Origin of the sequence: uncultured Psychrobacter sp. (assembly GCF_947488565.1) — a bacterium.
Lineage (GTDB): Bacteria > Pseudomonadota > Gammaproteobacteria > Pseudomonadales > Moraxellaceae > Psychrobacter > Psychrobacter saeujeotis.
In genome coordinates this window covers 18,582-41,158 of sequence record NZ_CANKZC010000007.1, presented here as the reverse complement: position 1 = coordinate 41,158, position 22,577 = coordinate 18,582, and the positions used below count along the sequence as shown (strand labels likewise).

The following is a 22,577-nucleotide window of genomic DNA, read 5'->3' as shown; positions in this document are numbered from 1 at the left end:
ATTCTGCGCTCATCGATATGGCGCCTAGTTATACTGTTTTGACGTCATTTAGTGTAGGGGATTATGCCCCCAACTGTCACAAGCTAATACCAGACTCACAAGTCACTATTAACATTAATTGATAAAATCCAAACTCGTCAACCAATCACTGACCTCTACCTTACACTTTATACCTTGTCACTAATTTTTTTATATGCGTATTGGCTTGTGAATTTTAAATACAATCTATTTGATTGAGCAACAGTACCAAGACGTGTGATTACTTCATCAAAACACATTCAACCTATAAGTTAAATCACCAATACGTAACCAAAATAAAACAGCGCTTAGCATATACGCATAAGCCATATCAGCTATCATGTTACACTGGCTTGTTATCTATTTTTATTCACGTATTCTCTATTTTTATTTATATGGTGGTTGGTTGAGTTATGTCTGTTTCTACTGCGCCTCGTTTTGTTCCTTTTACCAATTTTGAGCACTTTTATAGCACATTACGCGCACAGTTAGCGCAAGATATTGACGTATTATTTGCTTATGCAAACTTACCAAGTCCGCTTGATGACGCATGTCGTTATGTGATGACAGGACAAGGCAAATTGGTACGACCTTTATTAGTGGCCAGTAGTTTTGTCAGTATTGATGCCAGTATAAATGTAGATGGTGAAGCAGATATCGAGACAGATGATTTATCTGACAACTCAAATTTAACCGATCACGTAAAAATTACTGACTTGCAATCACTGCTAGAAAACGACTCAGATTATGACATGTGTCGCCGCGCTGCATTGGCTGTAGAGCTATTGCATACCTACTCACTGGTACATGATGACTTGCCATGCATGGATGACGATGAGCTGCGCCGAGGCCAGCCAACTTGTCACATTGTGTTTGACGAAGCGGCGGCACTGCTGGCGGGTGATGTATTGCAAACTTTGGCCTTTGAGGTTTTAACCGCAGAGCTGCCTACTTTCGCGCCTTTTGATTCAGACATTGCAAGCCAGCTATTGGCCGTGTTTGCACCGCGCGCTCGCCGCATGGTCTCAGGTCAAATGCTGGATCTGAATGCTGAAGCGCATACTAATATTTCTCAAGAAGAATTAGAGGCCATTCATCGCGACAAAACTGGGGCGTTAATTGAAGCGGCTATGCTAATGGGTGGTATTTGTGCCGGAGCAACGGCTTTGCAACGTATGGCATTACAAGAATGCGCGCAGCATATTGGACTGGCCTTTCAAGTGCAAGATGATATCTTGGACGTCACCACCTCTACTGACGCCTTAGGCAAACCCGCCGGTAGTGATGAGAAATTAGACAAATCTACCTATGTAAAATTGATGGGCGTGAGCACTGCCAAAGACTACGCCCAATCATTGTTTAATAATGGACAAACCGCTATCACTCGCGAGCTTGGCGGTGATGCAGATGATAATGCATTATTAGCATTGATAGAATGGTTATGGTCGCGTAAAAAATAATACAGTCAACTCAATGTAGAAACGATATAGCGTGGTTAACATGGACAGTAAACCTACTATTTACCTCGGCACTGGCGGCTATAGCGATACCGACTTACTTGGCACGCTGTATCCAACTGGTACTAAAAAGACCGACTTCTTACGAGAATATGCAAAGCAATACGGTGCGGTTGAGATTAATAGCACCTTTTATGCGCCTATTGGCCAAAAAGCCTTTGCTGGGATGGTTAATAAAGCCTACGTGCAAGCAGACAGTCAGTTAAAGTTTGCCGTCAAGCTGCATCAAGACTTTACTCATGCACGAAAAGGCACAGCGGAGCATGCACAAGCTTTTCTTAATGCCTTGACACCGCTAATCGAAGCGGAAGCTCTTGCGCCTTTATTACTTCAATTTCCGCATGGATTTGATCGCACTCGTGAGCATCGGCTTTATCTAGCAAACCTCGTTAGTTGGTTTCAAGATTATCCGCTGGCAGTCGAGTTTCGTCACAACGGCTGGCATACGCCGCAAGTGGTCGATAGCTTTAAAGAACAAGGCTTGATTTGGTGTAGCGTCGATTATCCCAAAGTCAGCGGTCTACCACCGTCACGGCTGATATTTACCGAGCGCACAGGGTATCTGCGCATGCATGGCAATAATTTAAACTGGTGGGATGCGATGAGCGCCGCCGACCGCCATGATTATCGCTACTCTGAGGCGGAGATGAACAACTGGGCGCAAGCCATTGCCAATCAGCGTCAGCATTTTGATACGCTGTATATCTTCTTTCAAAACACCGTTAATGCGCATGCTTATTATAATATTGCGATGTTAAGAGAAGCGTTGGGCAAGTTTGGGTTTGAGGTGATTTGATAGATATAATTAGCATAGTCAGTGATTAAGCTTTTCACATAAAGGTAATACGACTGCTAAATTTAAGACGTAAGGAAATAGAGTGTATACAATAATAACTGAAAATGATGAATCTGCTTGGGCTGATAAAACTGGATTCCTTTATCACTTTCCCAAAAAATATTTGAAACATCTAGAGCCAGGCACTAATATTATTTATTACAAAGGAAGTCTCAAAAAAAAGGCTTTCTCGAAAACTAGATTATCTGATTACCCTCATTATTTCGGTATTGCTAAAATTGGTAAAACCTATCTAGATAAAGAAAGTAGTAAAAATGATTTTTTTGCTACTATTACTGATTTTATACCCTTTAGAGAAGCAGTTTTAGCAAAAGACGACTCCAAGTACCTAGAAACAATTCCTGAGTCGAGGAAATCCAATTACTGGCGTGATGGGGTAAGAGCAATCGATGAGAATACTTACCATCTTATTGTATCCAAAACCAATCTTATCAAAGTCTCCGAGCAGAAAACTGCTTATATCTCAGATGCAATTACAGAGAACTACCAGGATTCTCTTGAGTCTTTCAGTGAAGGTAAAAAATCAAAACGCTATGTAACTACATACGAAAGAAACCCTAAATACAGAGAGCAAGCGATTGCCATTCACGGCAACTCTTGTTCTGCCTGTGGATTTAACTTTGGGGATTTCTATGAATCATATGCTGAAGGATTTATTCATGTTCATCATATAGTTCCTGTATCAGAATTTGAAGTACCTAAAGAAATAGATCCTGAAACAGACCTAATTCCTCTTTGCGCAAATTGTCACTCTGTCGTCCATAGAAAAAAAGACAAGACTTTGTCGATTGTTGAAACAAAAAATTTAATAGCTGATAACTCCAATCAGAAAACATAATTATTTTTCGCAAAATAGGATCGTACTGGTATTTTCAGATAATAAAAATTGCACAAAAAAAGGACGCCTCTCAGCGTCCTCTTTTTATTTACAAATCAAAAGCTAGGTAGCTTATTTACCTTCAACACCAGCATCTTGACCTTTGTATTTAGCGTTTGCGTAGTCCCAGTTCACTAACTTGTCTAGGAACGTATCGACATAGTCAGGACGACGGTTGCGATAATCAATGTAGTATGCATGTTCCCACACATCACAAGTCAATACAGCTACTTTATCGTGTGCAAGTGGGTTATCTGCATCGCTGGTTTTCATGATAGAGAGTTTGCCGCCAACTTTGTCAGTCACTAGCCACGCCCAACCTGAACCAAACTGTGACGTTGCTGCGTTTTTGAACTCTTCACGGAACTTATCATAGCTACCGAAGTCTTCTTCGATTTTACCTTTTAGATCACCAGTAGGTTCGCCGCCGCCATTGTCTGGTGTCATGCAGTTCCAGTAGAACGTATGGTTCCAAACTTGCGCTGCTTGGTTAAACATAGTCTGCTTGCTGTCGTCTTTCGCAGTCGCTTCGATGATCTCTGGCAACGTTTTGTCTTCTAGGCCAGAACCTGGTAGCAAGTCTTTTAATTTATTCACATAAGCTGCGTGATGCTTATCATGATGATACTCTAGTGTTTCGGCACTGATATGCGGCTCTAGTGCGTCTTTTGCATAAGGAAGATCTGGTAGTTTAATATTTGACATAGTTATTTTATCCTTGCTTATTTGGCCACTCATATTTTGTGTATATCAAACAAGACACCACAAAATACCGAGCTAAATTGGCTGAGTTTATTGTTAATGAATGAACGTTATTGCTTGATGTGCTAGTGCTCATCAGGATGAATCTAAAGGCTAATTTAAACAAATTAGCGTAAACATTGTTATTCACTTAAAAGCCAAGTAATTGACTTAAAAGCTATTATTAACTTTAAATTCACAAGCTATAAGCTATAATTCACTGTAGCTTGCCAGCTATTATAGCAAAGCATTTGCACAATATCAGTTACTGAATGTTATAAGCTTTATTGATAGTATCTTGTTTCGTGCACATTTTATTAAACGATAGAGTCAGCATACAACAGAACTATTAAATTATGACGTAGGACTGATGTTGTTTTTTATCTTTATAACTATTAATCATATATGACTATCAATGACGGATGTATTTTATGAGTCCAGCTTTACCATTATCTAAAACTACTCAAAACCAGTGGGTGCTTGCCAGTAATAACCAAGGCAAACTTGCAGAATTTAAAAGACTCTTCGCTGAAGCCAACCTAGACGTTACTATCGTACCGCAAGGACAATTAGAGATTGAGGATGCCGTCGAGGATGGTTTGAGCTTCGTTGAAAACGCCATCATTAAAGCGCGTCATGCCAGCCGAATCAGCGGACTGCCAGCTATTGCTGATGACTCAGGCTTATGTGTGCCAGTTTTAGGAAATGCACCAGGCATCTACTCAGCGCGCTACGCAGGTGAACATGGCAATGATGCTAAGAACAACGCTAAGCTCATCGCTGACTTGCGCCCTATCCGTGATGAGCAGCCGGATACGCCCATTAAAGGTATGTTCGTCTGCGTACTGGCAATGGTACGTCATGCTGATGACCCACTACCGATTATCGCCCAAGGTCTATGGCATGGAGAAATTTTGGAGACGCCGCATGGTGACGGCGGCTTTGGTTATGATCCACTGTTTTGGTTACCTAAGCTGCAGGCAACTGCTGCAAGCTTAAGTGCCGCTAATAAAAACAGCATCAGCCACCGCGGGCAAGCTATCCGGCAGCTATTAGAGCAGTTGTAGCTACTTATATAATGGCCACTGACATAAATAGCGCTCGTTTTTTATATGATAATAATTTTTTAGTTTCAACTTTCTATACTTGTTTATGAAAGCTTTTTTATTAGTGCTTTTGTTTACTAGTACTTTTGCTTACCGTCCATCCTGACAGATAGCTTTTACTTTAATTAACAGATAGATTATACTGTTCTACTTTTAAAATTTTATTGCAAGATTCTGGCCGACTGTACCATTTACAAAAGCACAATGTTTATAAATGCACAACGTATGACAGTGCAATCGTCATTGTAACGCTTTTGGTAGAGAAAACTGGTCTTGGATTATCGATATTGTATAGAATACTAGATAGTGTTATTTGCATTATCTAATGACTGACTTATAAGTATCGGAACATAAGTACTTTAGTACCCCTATTCATTCCAATGGCAATCGGCATAACCCTTGTATATTTAGAGGGGCGATTGCCTGTTATTTTAATCATAAAGGTGTAATTAACATGGCTACAGATTTACAAGTCACAACCAACAAGCTGTCGGAAAAAGAAACCCAGCTGACAGTGAAAGTTCCTGTTGAAAAAATTCAAAACAAAGTTGAAGGCCGTATTCGTCAAGTGGCGAAGACTGCCAAGATTGATGGTTTCCGTAAAGGTAACGTTCCAATGTCTCATATCCGTTCACAGTATGGTGCTGGTATTCAGCAAGAAGTAATCAATGATGTGATTCGCGATACCGTGTTTGAAGCAATCAAATCTGAAGACATTCGCGCCGTTGGCATGCCAAACATCGATGATGTTAAATTAGAAGACGACTTCTTAGTTTACCAAGCGACTGTTGAAATCTTCCCAGAAGTCGACGTTCAAGGTATCGATGAGATCGAAGTTGAGCGTCATACCGCGACTGTTAAAGATGAAGATGTCGATACTATGATCGAAAACTTGCAAAAGCAGCGTCAAGAGTTCGTCGAGAAAAAAGGCATGGCCGCCAAAGACAACCAAGTGACTTTTGACTTTGAAGGTTCGATTGATGGTGAGAAGTTCGAAGGTGGCTCAGCTGAAGACTTTAAATTGGTTATCGGTAGCAACCAGATGATCCCAGGTTTTGAAGCTGGCATCAAAGGTATGAAAGCTGGCGAAGAAAAAACGATTGATGTGACCTTCCCAGAAGACTATCAAGCTGAAAACTTAGCGGGTAAAGAAGCGCAGTTCAAAATCAACGTAAAACTGGTTGAAAAATCAAAACTACCTGAAATCGATGACGAGTTCCTTGAGCTATTTGGCGTGACTGAAGGCGGCGTTGACAAGCTCAAAGCAGATGTACGCAAAAACATGGAACGCGAAATCAAAAACGCGGCGCGTAGCCAAGTTAAGCAAGCGACTTTTGATGCATTGCTAGAAAAGAACGAGTTTGACGTACCAAATGCGATGCTAGAGCAAGAAATCGAGCGTCAGCGCAACATGATGATGCAGCGTTTTTCTCAGCAGTTTGGTGCGAATGCGGATAGCTTTGATAAAGACATGCTGCCAAACGAGCTATTCGAAGAACAAGCGTTACGTGCAGCCCGCCTTGGTATCATCGTTGCCCGTGTTATCGACACACAAAACCTTGAAGTAGATCAAGAGCGTGTTGAAACCTTCATCAAAGAAGCGGCAGAAAACTATGAAGACCCAAGTGAAGTCATCGAGTACTACACCAATGATAAACAGCAACGTGCAAACATTGAGTCTGTCGTACTAGAAGACCAAGTGGTAGATTATCTTATTGATCAAGGTAACGTCACTGACAAAGAAGTCAGCTATCAGGACTTACTAGCGGCTCAGCAACAACAGCAACAAGCTATGTAAGTTAGCGGTCTCACGCGATTGATCTAATATATATCAAAAATGCCCTAACAATTTGTTGGGGCATTTTTATTCGTGGTTTATGAGTCTAACCCTTGATAATTGAACGTAGACACCCTATCAATAGGGAACCATTCTTCGTATAACCATTTAAGTTATTGTTATAACTGGCATCGTTTGTTTAGCCATTATTTGTAATAGCTTGTACAAGTACAAACAGAAGCGTAAAGGCGAAATTTCTTTAGACCTTTGATTGTTAGGTATCGCTATTAATTATTATTAAAGTTAACCGAAAATTAATACAGCCTTATAACTAAACCAGTTATCATGGCGTCAGTTGTTATTAATTATTATCGTTCATGATTATAAAGTGTTTATATCGGATGAGGTTTAATACTTAATAACGCTCATATATTATTGTCTGTTACACTATTTTGCATACCATTATTAGACCATAGCAGGATAAACCCTTAGCTCATTTTGTAACTCTATTTTATACACTTATTTATAGGACATTTTATGACAGATTATGATCGCATCACCGCCAACCCTCATTTTGATATGTTAATGAGTGCACACAACGATGTGCAAAGCATGCAAAATGCACCTCAAGCTGCATTGGTACCGATGGTTGTGGAACAGTCGTCACGCGGTGAACGCTCTTTTGATATCTTCTCGCGCTTGCTGCGTGAGCGTGTGATCTTTTTGACAGGTCAGGTCGAAGACCATATGGCCAACCTAATCGTCGCCCAGTTATTATTCTTAGAAGCTGAAAATCCTGATAAAGATATTCATTTATACATCAACTCACCAGGCGGCTCAGTCAGTGCAGGCTTGGCTATTTTTGATACTATGAATTTTATCAAGCCTGAAGTATCCACTATTTGTATGGGCGGTGCTTACAGCATGGGTTCATTCCTATTGGCCGCGGGTCAAAAAGGCAAACGCTATGCACTAGCCAATTCTCGCGTGATGATTCACCAGCCTTCAGGTGGTGCTCAGGGTCAAGCAACAGATATCGAAATTAACGCGCGTGAAATTCTAAAAACTCGCGCACGCTTAAACGAGATTTTGGCTGAGCGTACTGGTCAACCAGTAGAAAAAATCGAAAAAGACGTTGAGCGTGATTTTTGGTTAGATGCTAAAGAAGCAAAAGAATACGGTCTGGTTGATGAAGTCTTAGAACGTCGCCCTGATTCTTTATAAAGACAGCACCTACCCAGCTAGATAGATAGCTATGTGGTATGAAACTAATATTACTATTTCCAACACTCAAATAAACACAGCAATCAAGCATCAGCACCGCGTACATAGGTTTAGCAAATATAGACAGTACTAGTGATTGAGTGTTAGTTTGTTGTTGGAAATAGTACAAGCATTAAATTTTAGGAGTGCCTTTATATGGCAGAAGATAACAACCCGCATTGCTCGTTTTGTGGTAAAGCTAAAAGTGAAGTCAAGCAGCTTATTGCCGCTGACGATGCCAATATCTGTAACGAATGTATTGAGCTATGCACAGACCTAATCGCTGATAGCACAACTGATGACTCTGATGGTGAAGTTGATACCTCTTGGGTCAACAAAAAACTGCCAACGCCTAAAGAGTTGCGTGCAAAACTTGATGAGTACGTCATCGGTCAAGACGCTGCCAAAAAAGCACTGTCTGTCGCTGTTTATAACCATTACAAGCGTCTAAAAGTCAGCCAAACCTTAGCTAATGACAGTAAAAAAGCCAAGATCGGTGCTGACGATGCGATGGTTGAGTTGGCCAAAAGTAATATCTTGCTGATTGGTCCAACGGGTTCTGGTAAGACTTTACTTGCACAAACCTTAGCACGTCTATTAGATGTGCCTTTTGCGATGGCAGATGCCACGACTTTAACCGAAGCCGGTTATGTCGGTGAAGATGTGGAAAACATTGTACAAAAGCTATTACAAGCCTCTGACTATGATGTGAGCAAGGCTGAGCAAGGTATCATCTATATCGATGAGATTGATAAAATCAGCAAAAAAGGCGACAACCCGTCTATCACACGCGATGTATCAGGCGAAGGCGTGCAACAAGCCTTGCTGAAGCTTATCGAAGGTACAGTCGCTGCCATCCCGCCACACGGTGGTCGTAAACACCCTCAGCAAGAGCTTATTCAAGTAGACACCAGCAATATCCTGATTATCGTTGGCGGTGCATTTGCAGGTCTTGATCAAGTGATTCAGCAACGTACGGAAAAAGGCGGTATTGGTTTTAACGCCGATGTCAGCTCAAAAGATGATAGCCGTCGCAGCTCAGATTTGCTCCAGCAAGTTGAGCCAGAAGATTTAATCAAGTTCGGTCTTATTCCAGAATTGATTGGTCGTTTACCAGTGTTGGCAGCACTTGAAGAGCTTGACGAAGAAGCATTGGTACAGATCCTGACTGAGCCAAAAAACGCGCTGGTAAAACAGTATAAGTATCTGTTCGATATGGAAGGCGCTGATATTAGCTTTACTCAAGAAGCACTTGATGCCATTGCTAAAAAGGCTATGGAGCGCAAGACAGGTGCACGTGGACTACGCTCTATCGTAGAAAACGCCCTACTTGAGACCATGTATGAGCTACCCTCAATGAAAAATGCCAAAACGGTAATGGTTGATGAGCATGTGATCAACGATGGTAAAACCCCTAAAATTGCTTAATTTATGGTTCAGTTAGATAGTTAGTTATAAATAATTCGCTATCACTACAAAAAAAGCGTCTAGCATTTCGTGCTAAGACGCTTTTTTTGTTCTCTTCGAGATAGTATTGATATTTTTCTTAAACCTTAAAACACTTTACGTTTTTATATACTTTAATGATTTATATTTGATACAATTGTGTTACTAGCAACTTACAGATTGATTAATTATTCAGCTGTTTGCAAAACATTAAGTTTATTACTGTCATTATGCAAATTAAATTATCATAAAAATATCGATTTATATATTATTTTTGATAATAAGGATATTTCAATGAAAACATATTTACAAGCCAAGCCACCTTCTACTCTTCTTATGGCAGCTATCTTCGTTATCGGTGCTGTAAGTATTACGGCTTGTAGCGAAACAGGTACCAAAGCTGTTGATCGTGTCGAAGAAGCTGAGGCATTAGCGCGAGTAAAATCGCTTGAAGCACGTGCTACTGAGATTAAAAATGATATGGCTGCCAACCCAAGTGCCAAACTGAACATCAGCATGCCTGATGAGTCGACTATCCCTGATGACGAATATGGCGCTGCCGTCCGCCGAGGATTGGAGCTTGCCAATCATACTTATCGCGAGCTACCTAACAATGTAGGCAATCAGCTTAACTGTACCAGCTGTCACTTAGGTAATGGCTCAGAGGCTTACGCTGCACCGTGGAATGGCTTACCAGGGATTTTTCCTATTTATCGCTCACGTGATGCACGTGTCAACTCATTACAAGAGCGGGTTAATGGTTGTTTTCAACGCTCAATGGACGGCAAACCTTTAGATATGGACTCAGACGAGATGAATGCTTTTATCTCCTATATGACTTGGTTATCACAAGATATGCCAATTGGCGTGTCACCTGAAGGCCGTGGGTTTGTAAAAATAGACAATACCCTGACACCAGATCCAGTAAAAGGTAAAGAAATCTTCGCTCAAACCTGTGTTTCCTGCCATGGTGAAAATGGTGAAGGCCAGTACAATGACGATGGTACTTATGTATATCCAGCCATCGCTGGTGAGAACTCATTTAACGATGGTGCAGGCATGGCACGTACATATAAAGCTGCTTCATTTGTAAAAGGTAAAATGCCATTTGGTCAAGGCAATACCCTTACCGACCAAGAAGCTATCGATGTGGCCAGCTACTTTACCCAGCTGCCACGCCCTGTAAAAGCAAATAAAGATAAAGATTGGCCAAAAGGCGGTGCACCGGTAGACGTACGTCGTTAATAGCACGTGAACTATTTGTAAATAGCGAAAAACACCCATGCAAAAAGCCCAGTTATTTAAATAACTGGGCTTTTTGATTTTAGAAATCATTAAAAGCATTAAAAGTGTTCAAGCTTATAAAGCTTAAGGCAGTTTCATATCACCAGCAACCAACCAGCCCATACGGCGCATCATATAAGCGACGATACCAGCAATCACTGCTGGTAGTACAAACATCAATAAAATAATCGCTGCCCATAACTGACCCGTGCTCATGATTCCTTCTGACGCCTCAATGACGCCAAATACGCCGACCAATCCCGCCGTACCCATCCCAGCACCTGTCGCCGTACAAGCAAGTCCAAAGCCGACTGTCGCGATAGGACCAACGATAGCGCTAGCGATAACAGCTGGCAATAGTATTAGCGGCTTTCTTAATACATTAGGAATTTGTAGCATACTCGTGCCGAGACCTTGAGAAACCACACCGCTCACGCCGTTGTCTTTGAAGCTCGCCACGGCAAAGCCAATCATATGTGCCGCGCAGCCAACGACAGCCGCCCCGCCAGCCAAACCGCCAAGCCCAATAGCGATACAGATAGCCGCGCTTGAGGTTGGTAGCGTCAATAAAATACCAACTACGACTGCAATGACAATTCCCATTAATAACGGTTGTAACTCAGTGGCCGCTTGGATACCTTGTCCAATAGCATCAACAGCAGCGACGATAGGTGGATTAAGTAATGCACAAACAGCTAATGCTACTGCACAGACCAGTAGCGGTACTAATAAGATATCAAGCTTTGTTTTGCCCGCGACCCATGTCCCGGCGCGATAAGCAAATACTGATGCCAAATATGCGCCTATCGGATTACCGGGCAGAGCGACAAAGGTCGGCGGTCCACCCACTTGCGGCGTAAAGAGCGTCCCTGCCATTAGCGCTTCAGAATGAGCGCCAAGCATACCTGCCACTAAGCAGCTAAGCATAACCAACGTCGGTGCTTTAAGATAATAAGCAATACCAACGCCGATACCAGCGCCCATCAAGATCGAAGCCAGCTTACCGACAGCGATAAGGGCGGGCATATCTAACCAGCCACCGATTTGCGAGATGATAAGACCAGCAATCAGAGTGACAAATAGCCCTAAAGCCATACCAGTAAAAGCATCAATAAAATATTTTTGAAAAAATGCTTTAGTCATGCTGATAGGTGGTGCCAAGTTAGATACAGTCATAGCCATACTCTTTATGAACGTTTTGGTAATAGAGATATAATAAAACAGCTAGGGGAGATATATTCAACAAAAACAAGAGATAAAAAAAGCGTCATTGCGACGCTCTTTAATCAGTGACAAACTATAAAAATATTCGCAAGTAATCCAATCTAACGACGTTGCTCAACGATAATAGAATCAATACCGTTATTCTGTAAACGCTGCTGAGCAGTGGTCACTGCTTGACGAGTATTCATCGGCCGCGAAATAACTTGATAAATTGGCAAACCGTTACCTGTGGTATTTTTGACCACTCTAGCGTCAACGCCAGCCATTAGTACTTGAGCGCGGCGGCGATCGGCTTCATCAGCGTCACCGAAGCTATTGATTTGTAGAATATAAGTGGTCGCAGGTTTGGCAGGTTGTATACTAGCAGTACCCGAATTTGCATTATTGGCACGGCTGGTAGAGTTGCTGTTGCCATTATTGTTAGTAGGCGTTGTCCCATCATAGGTCGCATCTTCTTCAACAATAACAATATCGTTGTCACTATCATTATCGGCCGCATTGTTGCCACGACTGGGCTCAATGGTGGTGCTTTCAGAAATACCAAAATTGCCCGAGTCATCATTACGGCTGCCAGAGCTTTCTTCAGGTTGAGTAACCACGACATCAGGTTCAAACGCTCCTGAATCACCTAGTTGACCATTCTGATTAAGGTCTTCATCAGGGATAGTAGCCATTTCTTGATTTGGCAAGATATCATAAAATTCATAATCGCTATTATCGGTATCCGTCTCAACACGCGGCTGCACTTGCCGATCAGGATCAGAATCAGCAGTGCCATCAGCAGGACTAAAATCAAATAATGGTGACAGGTATAAAAACACTCCTATCATAAGCGTCAATATAGCCCCGACTAACATCCATAATAAGCCTGATACACTACTTGTTTTGCGCTTTTCTGTCGCACCTTTAGGTTTTTTGGCTAGCATGGATCTTTATCTCCCTACTGAATCTATCATAATCAAATTATTGCGCTTTGACGTCTGTACTTATACTACATGCTAGACGGTGCAGACAACCCTAATAAGCTGAGCCCATTGGCCAACACTTGACGTACCGCTTTAGATAGGCGCAAACGTGCTTGCATCAGATCAATCTCGCTTTGGCTTGGTGTTTCACCTGACGTTAAGCTCACAGGCAAAATACGATTGCTGTCGTACCAGCCATGGAACAGCGCCGCCAACTCTTTTAGATAGTTGGTTAACACATGAGGCTCGTAACCCGTTGCAGATCTCAACAATGTCGCAGGATATCCTGCCAGCAATTTAATAAGCTCATCTTCGTTGGGAGCGGTGAGCAGATTTTGATGCTCCAAACCAATTGTATCGTTTACCACAAGGCCGTTGGTTTGTAGCTTCTCCAATACTCGGCAAACACGTGCATGTGCATATTGAATGTAATAAACTTGATTGTCCTTACTTTGCGATTTGGCAAGCTCCAAATCAAAATCAACGTGTACTTCAGGCTTACGTGCCACGTAATAAAAACGCGCTGCATCATTACCTACTTCATGACGTAGCTCACGTAGAGTGACAAATTTACCCGAACGGGATGACATTTGCACTTTTTCACTACCACGCCATAAGGCCACAAATTGTACGAGGACTACATCAAGACGTTCAGCGTCGATACCAAGCGCCAATAATGCTGCTTTTACTCGCGGTACATATCCATGGTGATCTGCGCCCCAGACATTGATAACCTTATCAAAACCACGATCAAATTTATTCTTATGATAAGCGATATCAGAGGCAAAATAAGTCGTCTGACCATTGGCACGGCGTACCACACGGTCTTTTTCATCACCAAAATCAGTCGATTTAAACCAAATATTACCGTCTTTTTCGTACAAGTAGCCTTTTTCATCCAATACTTGTAGAGCAGGCTCAATCTCACTATCAATCGATCTCTCACTAAACCAGCACTCATAGCGTACGCCAAAGTCGTTTAAATCATCTTTGATATCAGCCAAAATGCTGCTAAGCGCTGCATTCAAAAATAGCTCATAGCTATTGCCAAGCAAGGTTTTGCTATTGTTAATCAAGCCATCTATATGCGCTTCTTTATCACCTGATAACAGTGTTTTTTCGCCATCAGCGTTTGTCTCAAACTGCGCATCTTCTACTACTTCTTTAGCGACTTGGGCAAAGCTATGTACGTAGCTATCACCATGTTGTGTCTTTAGTGTTTGGGCGATATCACGAACATACTCTCCTTGATAACCGTTGACTGGGAACGTTACTTGCTCGCCATTGGCCTCCAAATAACGCAAGTACGTACTGGTCGCTAAAATATCCATTTGACGACCAGCATCATTGACATAATACTCACGCGTGACGTCATAGCCAACTGCTTCAAGTAAGTTTGCCACGCTCATACCAAAGGCTGCACCGCGCCCATGACCGACATGCAAGCTTGATGTTGGATTTGCCGACACAAACTCAACTTGTACTTTTTGTCCTTCAAACTGATCACTTAAACCAAAGCGCTCTTGTTGTTTAAAAATATCATCTAATACCGCAAACTTAGCTTCGGCGTTTAAGAAAACATTAATGAATCCTGGGCCTGCAATTTCTACCTGTCGAATATTTTGATTGTCAGGTAGCGCATTGACGATTTTTTCAGCCAATTGACGTGGATTGGCTTTAGCAGCTTTGGCGGCTGTGAGCGCGATATTACTGGCAAAATCACCATGACTAAGGTCTTTAGTACGGGTAATTTGACTATTATTCTGCCAAGCATTTGGCAACGTGCCATCTGCTTGTAGGGTGCGAATAGCATCATCAAATAGTGATGCTAGCGTATCAATTTGGGCTTGTGACATAGGGATTTTAACTCAGTTAAATAAACAACAAAAAACAGTATAAAATAGGAGGGTGCGCGCAGTCGATAACTGCTTATTATAATAGCGCCCGACATTTGAAGGAATAAAATAATATAAAAAAATAAGTAACCTGTAAATATAACAATCTTTGCACTTTATTGCACCATTTGCACCGAAATTAGCGCTAAAATCTTATGCTTATCCTAAAGCAGATCGTCAATTGGTACATTTGTCTATTTAGCGGTCTTGTAATGGCTAAGTTAGCCTGACTATTCAGCTTATATTATATTCAAGTGTGAAGCGTTAAGTAACCTTGACCAGTAGTAGTGACGGAGCAGTCATGTCAATTGTAGCGTTCCTGTTGCCTCATCCATAGCGGTAGTTTATACCTATGTATTTCCGCGTTATAATAGCTGTTTATATTGTACCCTTCTATTTATTTGTCGTGCCTTCTATTTGTCACCGCTCATATTATGAGTGGTAAGACGCGCTCATTAGGTCGATTATTATAAAAAAAGCTATAAAATTTAGATATAAATAGAGGGCACATCACCACTTTATAGGATTATGCTATGTTTGCTATTGCCGCTAGTACCGTCACCAGTTGGGGACTGTACGTATTATTACCTATATTTATCGCATTCTTATTCTTTATTGTTTGGGACATCACTAAAAAGTCCGAAGCGGGCCGTGCAGGTACTTTTTGGATATTTTTAGCACTAGGAGCAGGTTTTATGGGCTTTGTGCTCAAAATATTATTGGAAGTTGCCTTTGATAAATGGCTACTTTAATCTTTGATTATTAATGAGTACGAAACATGACTCAATACATAGTGAATAATCACACCGGTAAGCCCGCCTTAAAATACCAAATCCAGCCTCAAAAGCTACATGCCAAAGGTTATATTATTTCTTAATCAGGCTATTTCTTAGCGATAATAGTTGCGCGCATCGGTGCAGGATAACCTTCTACAGTCTTTGTAGCATCATTAGAATCTAAGAAATCTGCTAACGAATGATACGTCATCCATTCGGTTTTGCGCTGCTCCTCAGTAGAGGTTACTGCTACATCCACGCAGCGCACATCCGTAAACCCTGCCTTCTCAAGCCAACCGATTAATGCTGCGACAGACGGCAAGAAATACACGTTATTCATCTGCGCATAACGGTCATGCGGCACCAGCACTGTATTGGTATCGCCCTCAATAACTAAGGTCTCAAGCACTAGCTCGCCACCTTTTACCAGTTGGCCTTTGAGCTGTTGCAAATGTTCAAACGGTGATTGACGATGATAAAGCACACCCATGCTAAATACCGTATCAAATAGCTGACTGCCTTGGTCGCTACTGGCAGGCAAAGCTTCAAGCGGTACAGGAATATAATGGGTACGGTAGCGGCCTGTCTCATGAGCGTCTGCCGTACCAACGAAATGACGAATCGCCATAAACTGATGGTAAAACAGACATGACGGATCTATGATAATGACCGTATCCGCCCCTGCCCCTGCCATACGCCAACCATGATAACCAGAACCACCGCCGACATCCAATACGCGCCGACCTTTTAGCGTACCCAAATGCGGTGCGACCCGTTGCCATTTCCAATCACTGTGCCATTCGGTATCTATCTTAATACCTGACTCATCATCGCCAATCTGACCACCAATTTGAAAAGGCCCTTTACGCCACGGCATGAGCTGCTTGAGTAGTGCCGTTGTTTGTTTGCGCTGAGACTCACTCAGATTCACCTCAATCGTTAACGTATCGCTGTTGAGATCGACACTATTAACGGTTAAATTTGGCAAACGAGCCACTGACGCTTGATAAGCGGGCGCGTGCGCGTAGTTGGCTTTGTCTTTTATATCACCCAGCCACGTTGGTAATTGCTTGAGCCACTCATAAGCACTGGGCTTTTCTTGCGCAAGTGTCAATAAAGTTAAATACAGTTCACGTTCGGCGTTAGCAATGGTGTCATTAAGCATAAAAAACCATGTTTGATAAAAATGGAAAGATGAGTCAATAATTTAGATAGCTACTTAAACGCCACAATAGACACAAAGTTCAAAAACTGAAACCAGGTCAGATGACGCTGAAAACCAACTTGGTCTAAACGCTGATGATGCTCGTCTAAAGTATCGGTGATAAGGACATTTTCTAGCGCATTGCGCTTGCCACTAATTTCCATCTCGGTATAGCCATTGGCACGTTTAAAGTCATAATAACGCTCAACCAACCACGCATCGTACTGTTCATCAAACGCATGGGTCTTTTCAGTCAGTACCAGTATGCCGCCCTCCTCTAGCGCATTATAGATATTCTCCAATACCGCTACTCTATCAGCGGCTGGCAAAAACTGTAGCGTTAGATTAAGAATCACCATATCACATGGCTCAAGCTGGACGTCACGAATGTCCGCAGTGATAACTTCAATATCATGCTCAGGATAATTATCCTTAAGTAAAGTGGTCGCCTCGTTTGTCATCGCAGGTGAAATATCAATGGCTTTAATCTGTAAATCTTGCGGCTCAAACTCACCTGCCAGCGTCATACTGGCAGCACCCAGCGAGCAGCCCAAATCGTAAATGCGACTGACACGCTGACCACTTTCACTCTGCTGGCGATACTTACAATGACGACGGGCAAATATAGGTAACATGGCAAGCACTTGACCATAACCCGGCACACTGCGGCGAATCATATCAGGAAAACAAGCCACTACTTGCTCATCAAAAGAAAAACGCGCCGCTTTATCGAGTGGCGTGGTAAACGGTTTATCAAATAAGGTGTCATGTTTGATAGCAGGCTTGGGTTGGCTCATGGAGTGGCTCATTCTTGGTTTTTAACAATGGAACTTTGCTTAGGAATTATTCAGCAAATTTGATTAATGCTCTAGTCGATTCTCTTTAAAACCGAAAAAATACTATTAAGATGGATTTTCGTAGCCTCGAGGCAGAGCAGCATGCAAAGAAAGTTTAGCCCAGTCGCATTTGGCTGTTAGGGAACAGATGGTATATCTCATTGATTATATAAGACAGATATCATTGTTCCAGAGCAGACTAACGTAGCAAAAGCTCATTATAACATTACTGTTTGTTACTTATCACGTTAGGCTTGCCTGCTAAGCTGAATGAGTATTGCTAAGGACGATTAAGCGTTGAAAAATGCAGATATTGTAACCAAATAAAGACCTTAGCTCATTTTTATAATAACAGGTATAACAATAGGAAAAATTATGCAAACCATTATCTTAGGCGGTGGCTGTTTTTGGTGCACCGAATCCGTATTTTTATCAGTGAAAGGCGTACAATCTGTTGTATCAGGCTATATGGGCGGTGATGCTGTATCCGCTAATTATGAAGCGGTTTGCAGTGGCAACACAGGACACGTCGAAGTTATCAAAGTTGAGTTTGATGAGACTGTCGTACCGTTAGAAGTGGTGCTTGATGTGTTCTTTGCCACTCATGATCCCACTACTAAAGATCGTCAAGGCAATGATGTCGGTAGCCAGTACCGTAGCGTGGTGTTCTATACTGAAGAAGAGCAAAAACCAACCGTTGACCGTACCATTAACAAACTACGTGATATGGGTGTTAATGTCGTTACAGAAGTACATCCAGCTATGGAATTTTATAAGGCAGAAGAGTCGCATCAAGACTTCTTTAATAGAAATCCAGGACAGGCCTATTGCAACTTTGCAATACCACCAAAGCTTGCAAAACTCCGTAAAGAATTCAGTCAATACATGGTGAGCTAAATGCTGGCAGCCATCTTGTAAGCTTTAAAAGCCAAGGGTTAATACGCTTGGCTTTTTTATTGCATTTAGCGGTATGATAGTTAGTAACGATAAATATTTAGCACATTGATATTTTTAGGGCACTAATCTTTTTGAGGTAATTATATGAATTCAGAATTCTGGCAAGCGCGTTGGCAAGAAGGTCGTATTGGCTTTCATCAGTCTGAAGTTAATCCATTACTCATAAAATACATTAACCATTTAGACTTACCTGTTGGTAGCCGAATCTTTGTGCCTTTATGTGGCAAGTCTATTGATATGGTTTGGCTAGCAGAGCAAGGCCATGAGGTAGTCGGGGTTGAATTAGTAGAATCAGCCGTACAAGAATTCTTTGCTGAGCATAATATCTCTCCTACCATATATCAGCATACAGACAACCCAGCCAACAAATACTATCAAGGTCAGCTGTCAGGGCAATCATCAAAACAAACCATCACGTTATGGGTTGCTGATATTTTTGCACTGGCCGCTGATGATATCGGTGCTATCGATGCAGTTTATGATAGAGCTGCTTTAATCGCCCTACCCGCTGATACGCGTCCAAAATATAGCGATCAGATTCAGCAGCTCAGCCATCACGCATCTCAACTGTTACTTACCTTAAACTATGATCAAAATGAATGGGCAGGCCCGCCGTTCTCAATTAGTCCTGATCAAATCCTGCAGTATTATAGTGATTACTATCAGATAGCTGAGCTTGAAGGTGAACCTGCCACCTTAAACGCCAATCCTGAGATGACAGTGACCGAGCATGTTTGGCTATTAGATGATAAACGAGATTAACTATCTCTAACGGCGAAATAATGGTTAAGCAATGATTCAATCATAACGGAGAAACCTGATGAAAATAATAGTTAGTCTCGTAAGCTTAATCGCCTTTTTACTGGTCGCATTACCAGGTCCGCTTTATAAATATGGTGTCGTTGACCTAGGTACTGCCTTTACAGGATTTAAATTTGGTGTGTTTGTTGGTATCGCTGCACTCGTATTACTGGGCATACAAGTATTATTTCAACGTAACACTGTCAGACTTAGTAGCGCATTGGTAGCAGTGATATTTTCTGCGATTGCTATCATTGTGCCGCTTAGTATGATGGATACTGCCAAAAGCGTACCGCCTATTCATGATATTTCAACTGACCTAACAAACCCACCTAAGTTTGTGGCTATTGTCCCTCTACGTGCCGATGCACCAAACCCAGTTGAATATGCTGGTGAAGAGACGGCAGAGCAACAACGCAACGCTTATCCTGAACTGCAAACCTTAACTTATACGCAATCAAAGTCTGAACTAATAAAAGCTACCGAACAAGCCGCTGTTAACTTGGGCTGGGATTTGGTAAATGTTGATGCTAGCACTGGTATCGTTGAGGCGACCGATTCGACGACGTGGTTTGGTTTTAAAGATGATATCGTCATACGGGTAACTGACAAAGGTAGCGAACGTCTGGTCGATATTCGCAGTAAATCACGGGTTGGCGGTAGCGATTTGGGCGCAAATGCTGAGCGTATTCGCAGCTTTATTGAAGAGTTGAATGAGGTTTTGGTGAAGTAGTTGGGTTTGAAGTTGGGCGCAAAGAATATTCCCTATATCGTATCCTTTGCCTTTCTCATTCAGTCAGTTTTTTGACAATATATCTAAGCTCGCTTTTTTGACTTATATCAGTTAAAAAAGTTAACAGGCTTTCAAGAACATCCTCATTTTTCATCTCTAGAGGAGGCTTGTAAGGTAAATCATAACCAAAAACTTCGCCCATCATGGTAAACAAGTCTTTACGATGCTGGCATGCTTTACGACTATTTAAGTTTAATACTTCAATAGCTTCTTTACCTCGCTCGGTATCAGATTCTAATTCTCCTGCAAGATTAAGTTTTATCTCATTATTACACTCATTCATTAATGGCGTTAAGAGTAGTTCCTGACTGCCTTTAGCGTTATCACACTGCTTAGATATACTACAACTTAATAGTAAATTATCATAATCAAAACGCTTCGTTGGATAATTTCTACGACTTTTTAAATGCTCAATGACGGTCTTTTCATTGTTAAGACTTTTACAGCAGTAACAACAGATGCCTAGCTGCTCATCATAAAGCTGTTGCCTTAAAGGAGCTTTGATATCTTCTGGAATGTCACCCCAGCTTGCAGTTTTATACTTCTTGAAGCCTTTTTCTGTATCAGCTGGCATTGAACCTAACTTATTAATCTTCTGCATGTCTAGGCTCATCTGTCAGTTTAGCTTGCGCTAATAACAAGCGACATTTTAATAACTCTAAATGATCAGGTGGTAGCTTTTCTGCCAACTGCTCTATATTGCTTTCGGCTATTGAGTAGTCATGGTTACTGATAGCTCGACGTATTATTGTAAACTGTTTTTCAACTTCACTATCGCGAATATCGACATCAAATATCTTAGTAAGTACGGTATTGACATCCTCTCCATAAACATTAGGCATCTCATTCAGCTCACCATCATCCAGTGAATACAATAAGATATCGTTACGGTCACTAATAACATGTGGAGAGTGAGTGGTCAAAATAAACTGCACATTGGGAAAGGTTTTAACAAGCTTGTCGATGAGGTCATGCTGCCACTTTGGATGCAAGTGCAAATCTACTTCATCTATCATCACTACGCCTTCACCTTCTAACGGATTATCAAGACTAGGATTAAGTAATGCTAAACGTCGAGCTATATCTCCGACTAAAGCTAAAAGCGATTTTTCGCCTTGAGACAGTTGGTTAACGTCTAGTTCTTCGCCATTTTTCTCTACTATCATGGTAGGTGAGCCTTGGCGACGGATATGTACATTCTCAAAATTGATAAACCTTTTTATTGAACGTCTAACACCCTCTAATGACCTATCAGTTATACTTATACCCTGCTTAATTTGTTCTGTTCCATAGTTTCTAAGTTCAATCAACCTATTTAACGTCTTTATTAATTTCTCATTCTCTGTTTGATCAGTTTCTGCATTTAGACGTTCTTTATTTTTTTCTAAAAGGGCTAAAGATGAATGGATTAGACGGTTAGACTCTTTAATTTCATCGCTAGCTAAATTTTGAATGGTTCTACTTTTCTCATTCTCAACATCTTCGCGCTCTCGAAACCATGCGAAAAAACTTTCAAAACTTACTGAACTCTCTAGTGCATTTTCATAAGCTGTTAATTGATCACTGACGAAATTCTTACTAATCTCCATGAATGTTGAATTAACACCTCTATCTACAGGATAAAAAGATACAATTGGTAGTGAAAGTCCATCTTTGCTAGTGAGATTCGAACGAAAATTTCTCACAGTTTTCTTTAATTCTTTTATAGAACGTGAAAAAGAATTGATACGACCATCTTTAACATTGCTAATTGTCCAGTGAGCATCTTCTACTGGGCCATAAGGTGTCGGATTATTCTCACCAAAATCAACTATAATATTAACTTTTACATCATTTTCACCATTTCTTATTAAAGTCTTATCGATCTCAAAGCCATCAGTATCTCTCACCAATTTCAAAACAAACCAACTCAGACTCGTCGCCAGAGCCTGCAAAATCTGCGACTTTCCAGCGCCATTATTGCCTACGATCACAGTGACATTACCTGTCTTCTCAGCCGTTGGCGCAAAGTCTATTTTTAAGTCTTCGAATCGACCATAGTTTTGCAAGTGTAAGCGTTTGACTTTCATTTTTTACCTTATTTTTGTAGGTAGAAGATATTGAAATATTATATAGGTTTCTATGAGAGTTTCTGCTAATCAGTATAACAACTTAAGACACAGGTGAGGAACGCTATTGTTTTGAGAAAAAATCCTTAACTTACCTAAAACCCTCTCCCATCCTCACACCTACATCATTTTA

General features: G+C 41.4%; 20 protein-coding genes. 12 read left to right on the top strand and 8 right to left on the bottom strand.

The genetic code is table 11. The annotated features are described in order from the left end of the window. Positions 1–431: 431 nt before the first annotated feature. The 3 genes from Q0890_RS13025 (at position 432) to Q0890_RS13015 (ending at position 3,229) form a co-directional block, all read left to right on the top strand. Positions 432–1,478: a polyprenyl synthetase family protein gene (locus Q0890_RS13025; protein WP_299221769.1), complete on the top strand. Its 1,047-nt coding sequence runs from the start codon at positions 432–434 to the stop codon at positions 1,476–1,478. Between the two features lie 40 nt (positions 1,479–1,518). Further along, positions 1,519–2,331 carry a DUF72 domain-containing protein gene (locus Q0890_RS13020; RefSeq protein WP_299221767.1) on the top strand — a complete coding sequence of 271 codons (813 nt, stop codon included), beginning with the start codon at positions 1,519–1,521 and terminating at the stop codon, positions 2,329–2,331. Between the two features lie 82 nt (positions 2,332–2,413). Next, a complete protein-coding gene (locus Q0890_RS13015) occupies positions 2,414–3,229 on the top strand; it encodes an HNH endonuclease (protein ID WP_299221764.1) in 816 nt (271 codons plus the stop codon). Between the two features lie 111 nt (positions 3,230–3,340). Here Q0890_RS13015 and Q0890_RS13010 read toward each other — a convergent pair whose 3' ends face one another. Continuing rightward, positions 3,341–3,973, bottom strand: coding sequence for a superoxide dismutase (locus tag Q0890_RS13010; protein WP_299221761.1), 633 nt, complete (start codon positions 3,971–3,973; stop codon positions 3,341–3,343). Between the two features lie 467 nt (positions 3,974–4,440). On the opposite strand from Q0890_RS13010, the gene rdgB reads away from it, so the two are divergent. The 5 genes from rdgB to Q0890_RS12985 all read left to right on the top strand — a co-directional run bounded on the left by rdgB (position 4,441) and on the right by Q0890_RS12985 (position 10,846). Further along, the gene (gene rdgB / locus Q0890_RS13005) at positions 4,441–5,076 is read left to right on the top strand and encodes an RdgB/HAM1 family non-canonical purine NTP pyrophosphatase (protein ID WP_299221758.1); all 636 of its coding nucleotides are present in this window, start codon (positions 4,441–4,443) and stop codon (positions 5,074–5,076) included. Positions 5,077–5,569: 493 nt separating this feature from the next. Continuing rightward, on the top strand, positions 5,570–6,913 hold the full coding sequence (gene tig / locus Q0890_RS13000) for a trigger factor (protein ID WP_299221755.1): 1,344 nt from the start codon (positions 5,570–5,572) through the stop codon (positions 6,911–6,913). 564 nt (positions 6,914–7,477) lie between these two features. Next, positions 7,478–8,116, top strand: a complete 639-nt coding sequence (gene clpP, locus Q0890_RS12995; RefSeq protein WP_299221868.1) for an ATP-dependent Clp endopeptidase proteolytic subunit ClpP — start codon at positions 7,478–7,480, stop codon at positions 8,114–8,116. A gap of 195 nt (positions 8,117–8,311) precedes the next feature. Continuing rightward, on the top strand, positions 8,312–9,583 hold the full coding sequence (gene clpX / locus Q0890_RS12990; RefSeq protein ID WP_299221752.1) for an ATP-dependent protease ATP-binding subunit ClpX: 1,272 nt from the start codon (positions 8,312–8,314) through the stop codon (positions 9,581–9,583). Positions 9,584–9,895: 312 nt separating this feature from the next. Then, entirely contained in the window at positions 9,896–10,846 is a 951-nt protein-coding gene (locus Q0890_RS12985; protein WP_299221749.1) for a c-type cytochrome, read from the top strand. A gap of 123 nt (positions 10,847–10,969) precedes the next feature. Here the strand turns inward: Q0890_RS12985 and Q0890_RS12980 are convergent, their stop codons facing one another. The 3 genes from Q0890_RS12980 to argS all read right to left on the bottom strand — a co-directional run bounded on the left by Q0890_RS12980 (position 10,970) and on the right by argS (position 14,930). Next, positions 10,970–12,067, bottom strand: a complete 1,098-nt coding sequence (locus tag Q0890_RS12980) for a PTS sugar transporter subunit IIC (protein ID WP_345832687.1) — start codon at positions 12,065–12,067, stop codon at positions 10,970–10,972. A 143-nt stretch (positions 12,068–12,210) separates the two neighbouring features. Continuing rightward, on the bottom strand, positions 12,211–13,035 hold the full coding sequence (locus tag Q0890_RS12975; protein WP_299221744.1) for an SPOR domain-containing protein: 825 nt from the start codon (positions 13,033–13,035) through the stop codon (positions 12,211–12,213). A gap of 65 nt (positions 13,036–13,100) precedes the next feature. After that, the gene (gene argS, locus Q0890_RS12970; RefSeq protein WP_299221742.1) at positions 13,101–14,930 is read right to left on the bottom strand and encodes an arginine--tRNA ligase; all 1,830 of its coding nucleotides are present in this window, start codon (positions 14,928–14,930) and stop codon (positions 13,101–13,103) included. Positions 14,931–15,502: 572 nt separating this feature from the next. Here argS and Q0890_RS12965 point away from each other — a divergent pair. Beyond that, positions 15,503–15,721: a DUF2788 domain-containing protein gene (locus Q0890_RS12965; protein ID WP_058369544.1), complete on the top strand. Its 219-nt coding sequence runs from the start codon at positions 15,503–15,505 to the stop codon at positions 15,719–15,721. A gap of 130 nt (positions 15,722–15,851) precedes the next feature. On the opposite strand, the gene cmoB is transcribed toward Q0890_RS12965, so the two are convergent. Further along, positions 15,852–16,910, bottom strand: a complete 1,059-nt coding sequence (gene cmoB / locus Q0890_RS12960) for a tRNA 5-methoxyuridine(34)/uridine 5-oxyacetic acid(34) synthase CmoB (RefSeq protein WP_299221740.1) — start codon at positions 16,908–16,910, stop codon at positions 15,852–15,854. 50 nt (positions 16,911–16,960) lie between these two features. After that, positions 16,961–17,758 carry a carboxy-S-adenosyl-L-methionine synthase CmoA gene (cmoA, locus tag Q0890_RS12955; protein WP_299221737.1) on the bottom strand — a complete coding sequence of 266 codons (798 nt, stop codon included), beginning with the start codon at positions 17,756–17,758 and terminating at the stop codon, positions 16,961–16,963. Positions 17,759–18,160: 402 nt separating this feature from the next. On the opposite strand from cmoA, the gene msrA reads away from it, so the two are divergent. The 3 genes from msrA (at position 18,161) to Q0890_RS12940 (ending at position 20,276) form a co-directional block, all read left to right on the top strand. Beyond that, positions 18,161–18,682, top strand: coding sequence for a peptide-methionine (S)-S-oxide reductase MsrA (gene msrA / locus Q0890_RS12950; RefSeq protein ID WP_299221735.1), 522 nt, complete (start codon positions 18,161–18,163; stop codon positions 18,680–18,682). Positions 18,683–18,826: 144 nt separating this feature from the next. Continuing rightward, positions 18,827–19,504, top strand: coding sequence for a thiopurine S-methyltransferase (gene tmpT, locus Q0890_RS12945; protein WP_299221733.1), 678 nt, complete (start codon positions 18,827–18,829; stop codon positions 19,502–19,504). Between the two features lie 58 nt (positions 19,505–19,562). Beyond that, a complete protein-coding gene (locus Q0890_RS12940) occupies positions 19,563–20,276 on the top strand; it encodes a DUF1499 domain-containing protein (RefSeq protein ID WP_299221730.1) in 714 nt (237 codons plus the stop codon). A 55-nt stretch (positions 20,277–20,331) separates the two neighbouring features. On the opposite strand, the gene Q0890_RS12935 is transcribed toward Q0890_RS12940, so the two are convergent. After that, complete coding sequence (locus tag Q0890_RS12935; protein WP_299221727.1) at positions 20,332–20,937, bottom strand: retron system putative HNH endonuclease; 606 nt, start codon at positions 20,935–20,937, stop codon at positions 20,332–20,334. After that, the gene (locus Q0890_RS12930; RefSeq protein ID WP_299221724.1) at positions 20,924–22,405 is read right to left on the bottom strand and encodes an AAA family ATPase; all 1,482 of its coding nucleotides are present in this window, start codon (positions 22,403–22,405) and stop codon (positions 20,924–20,926) included. Before Q0890_RS12930 ends, Q0890_RS12935 begins: the two co-directional genes overlap by 14 nt. Positions 22,406–22,577: the final 172 nt, after the last annotated feature.

Excerpts from the sequence above, each read along its gene's own strand:
- Q0890_RS13025 (WP_299221769.1), top strand. The coding sequence starts at position 432 with ATGTCTGTTTCTACTGCGCCTCGTTTTGTTCCTTTTACCAATTTTGAG.
- Q0890_RS13020 (WP_299221767.1), top strand. The coding sequence starts at position 1,519 with ATGGACAGTAAACCTACTATTTACCTCGGCACTGGCGGCTATAGCGAT.
- Q0890_RS13010 (WP_299221761.1), bottom strand. The coding sequence starts at position 3,973 with ATGTCAAATATTAAACTACCAGATCTTCCTTATGCAAAAGACGCACTA.
- rdgB (WP_299221758.1), top strand. The coding sequence starts at position 4,441 with ATGAGTCCAGCTTTACCATTATCTAAAACTACTCAAAACCAGTGGGTG.
- tig (WP_299221755.1), top strand. The coding sequence starts at position 5,570 with ATGGCTACAGATTTACAAGTCACAACCAACAAGCTGTCGGAAAAAGAA.
- clpP (WP_299221868.1), top strand. The coding sequence starts at position 7,478 with ATGAGTGCACACAACGATGTGCAAAGCATGCAAAATGCACCTCAAGCT.
- clpX (WP_299221752.1), top strand. The coding sequence starts at position 8,312 with ATGGCAGAAGATAACAACCCGCATTGCTCGTTTTGTGGTAAAGCTAAA.
- Q0890_RS12985 (WP_299221749.1), top strand. The coding sequence starts at position 9,896 with ATGAAAACATATTTACAAGCCAAGCCACCTTCTACTCTTCTTATGGCA.
- Q0890_RS12980 (WP_345832687.1), bottom strand. The coding sequence starts at position 12,067 with ATGGCTATGACTGTATCTAACTTGGCACCACCTATCAGCATGACTAAA.
- Q0890_RS12975 (WP_299221744.1), bottom strand. The coding sequence starts at position 13,035 with ATGCTAGCCAAAAAACCTAAAGGTGCGACAGAAAAGCGCAAAACAAGT.
- argS (WP_299221742.1), bottom strand. The coding sequence starts at position 14,930 with ATGTCACAAGCCCAAATTGATACGCTAGCATCACTATTTGATGATGCT.
- Q0890_RS12965 (WP_058369544.1), top strand. The coding sequence starts at position 15,503 with ATGTTTGCTATTGCCGCTAGTACCGTCACCAGTTGGGGACTGTACGTA.
- cmoB (WP_299221740.1), bottom strand. The coding sequence starts at position 16,910 with ATGCTTAATGACACCATTGCTAACGCCGAACGTGAACTGTATTTAACT.
- cmoA (WP_299221737.1), bottom strand. The coding sequence starts at position 17,758 with ATGAGCCACTCCATGAGCCAACCCAAGCCTGCTATCAAACATGACACC.
- msrA (WP_299221735.1), top strand. The coding sequence starts at position 18,161 with ATGCAAACCATTATCTTAGGCGGTGGCTGTTTTTGGTGCACCGAATCC.
- tmpT (WP_299221733.1), top strand. The coding sequence starts at position 18,827 with ATGAATTCAGAATTCTGGCAAGCGCGTTGGCAAGAAGGTCGTATTGGC.
- Q0890_RS12940 (WP_299221730.1), top strand. The coding sequence starts at position 19,563 with ATGAAAATAATAGTTAGTCTCGTAAGCTTAATCGCCTTTTTACTGGTC.
- Q0890_RS12935 (WP_299221727.1), bottom strand. The coding sequence starts at position 20,937 with ATGCAGAAGATTAATAAGTTAGGTTCAATGCCAGCTGATACAGAAAAA.
- Q0890_RS12930 (WP_299221724.1), bottom strand. The coding sequence starts at position 22,405 with ATGAAAGTCAAACGCTTACACTTGCAAAACTATGGTCGATTCGAAGAC.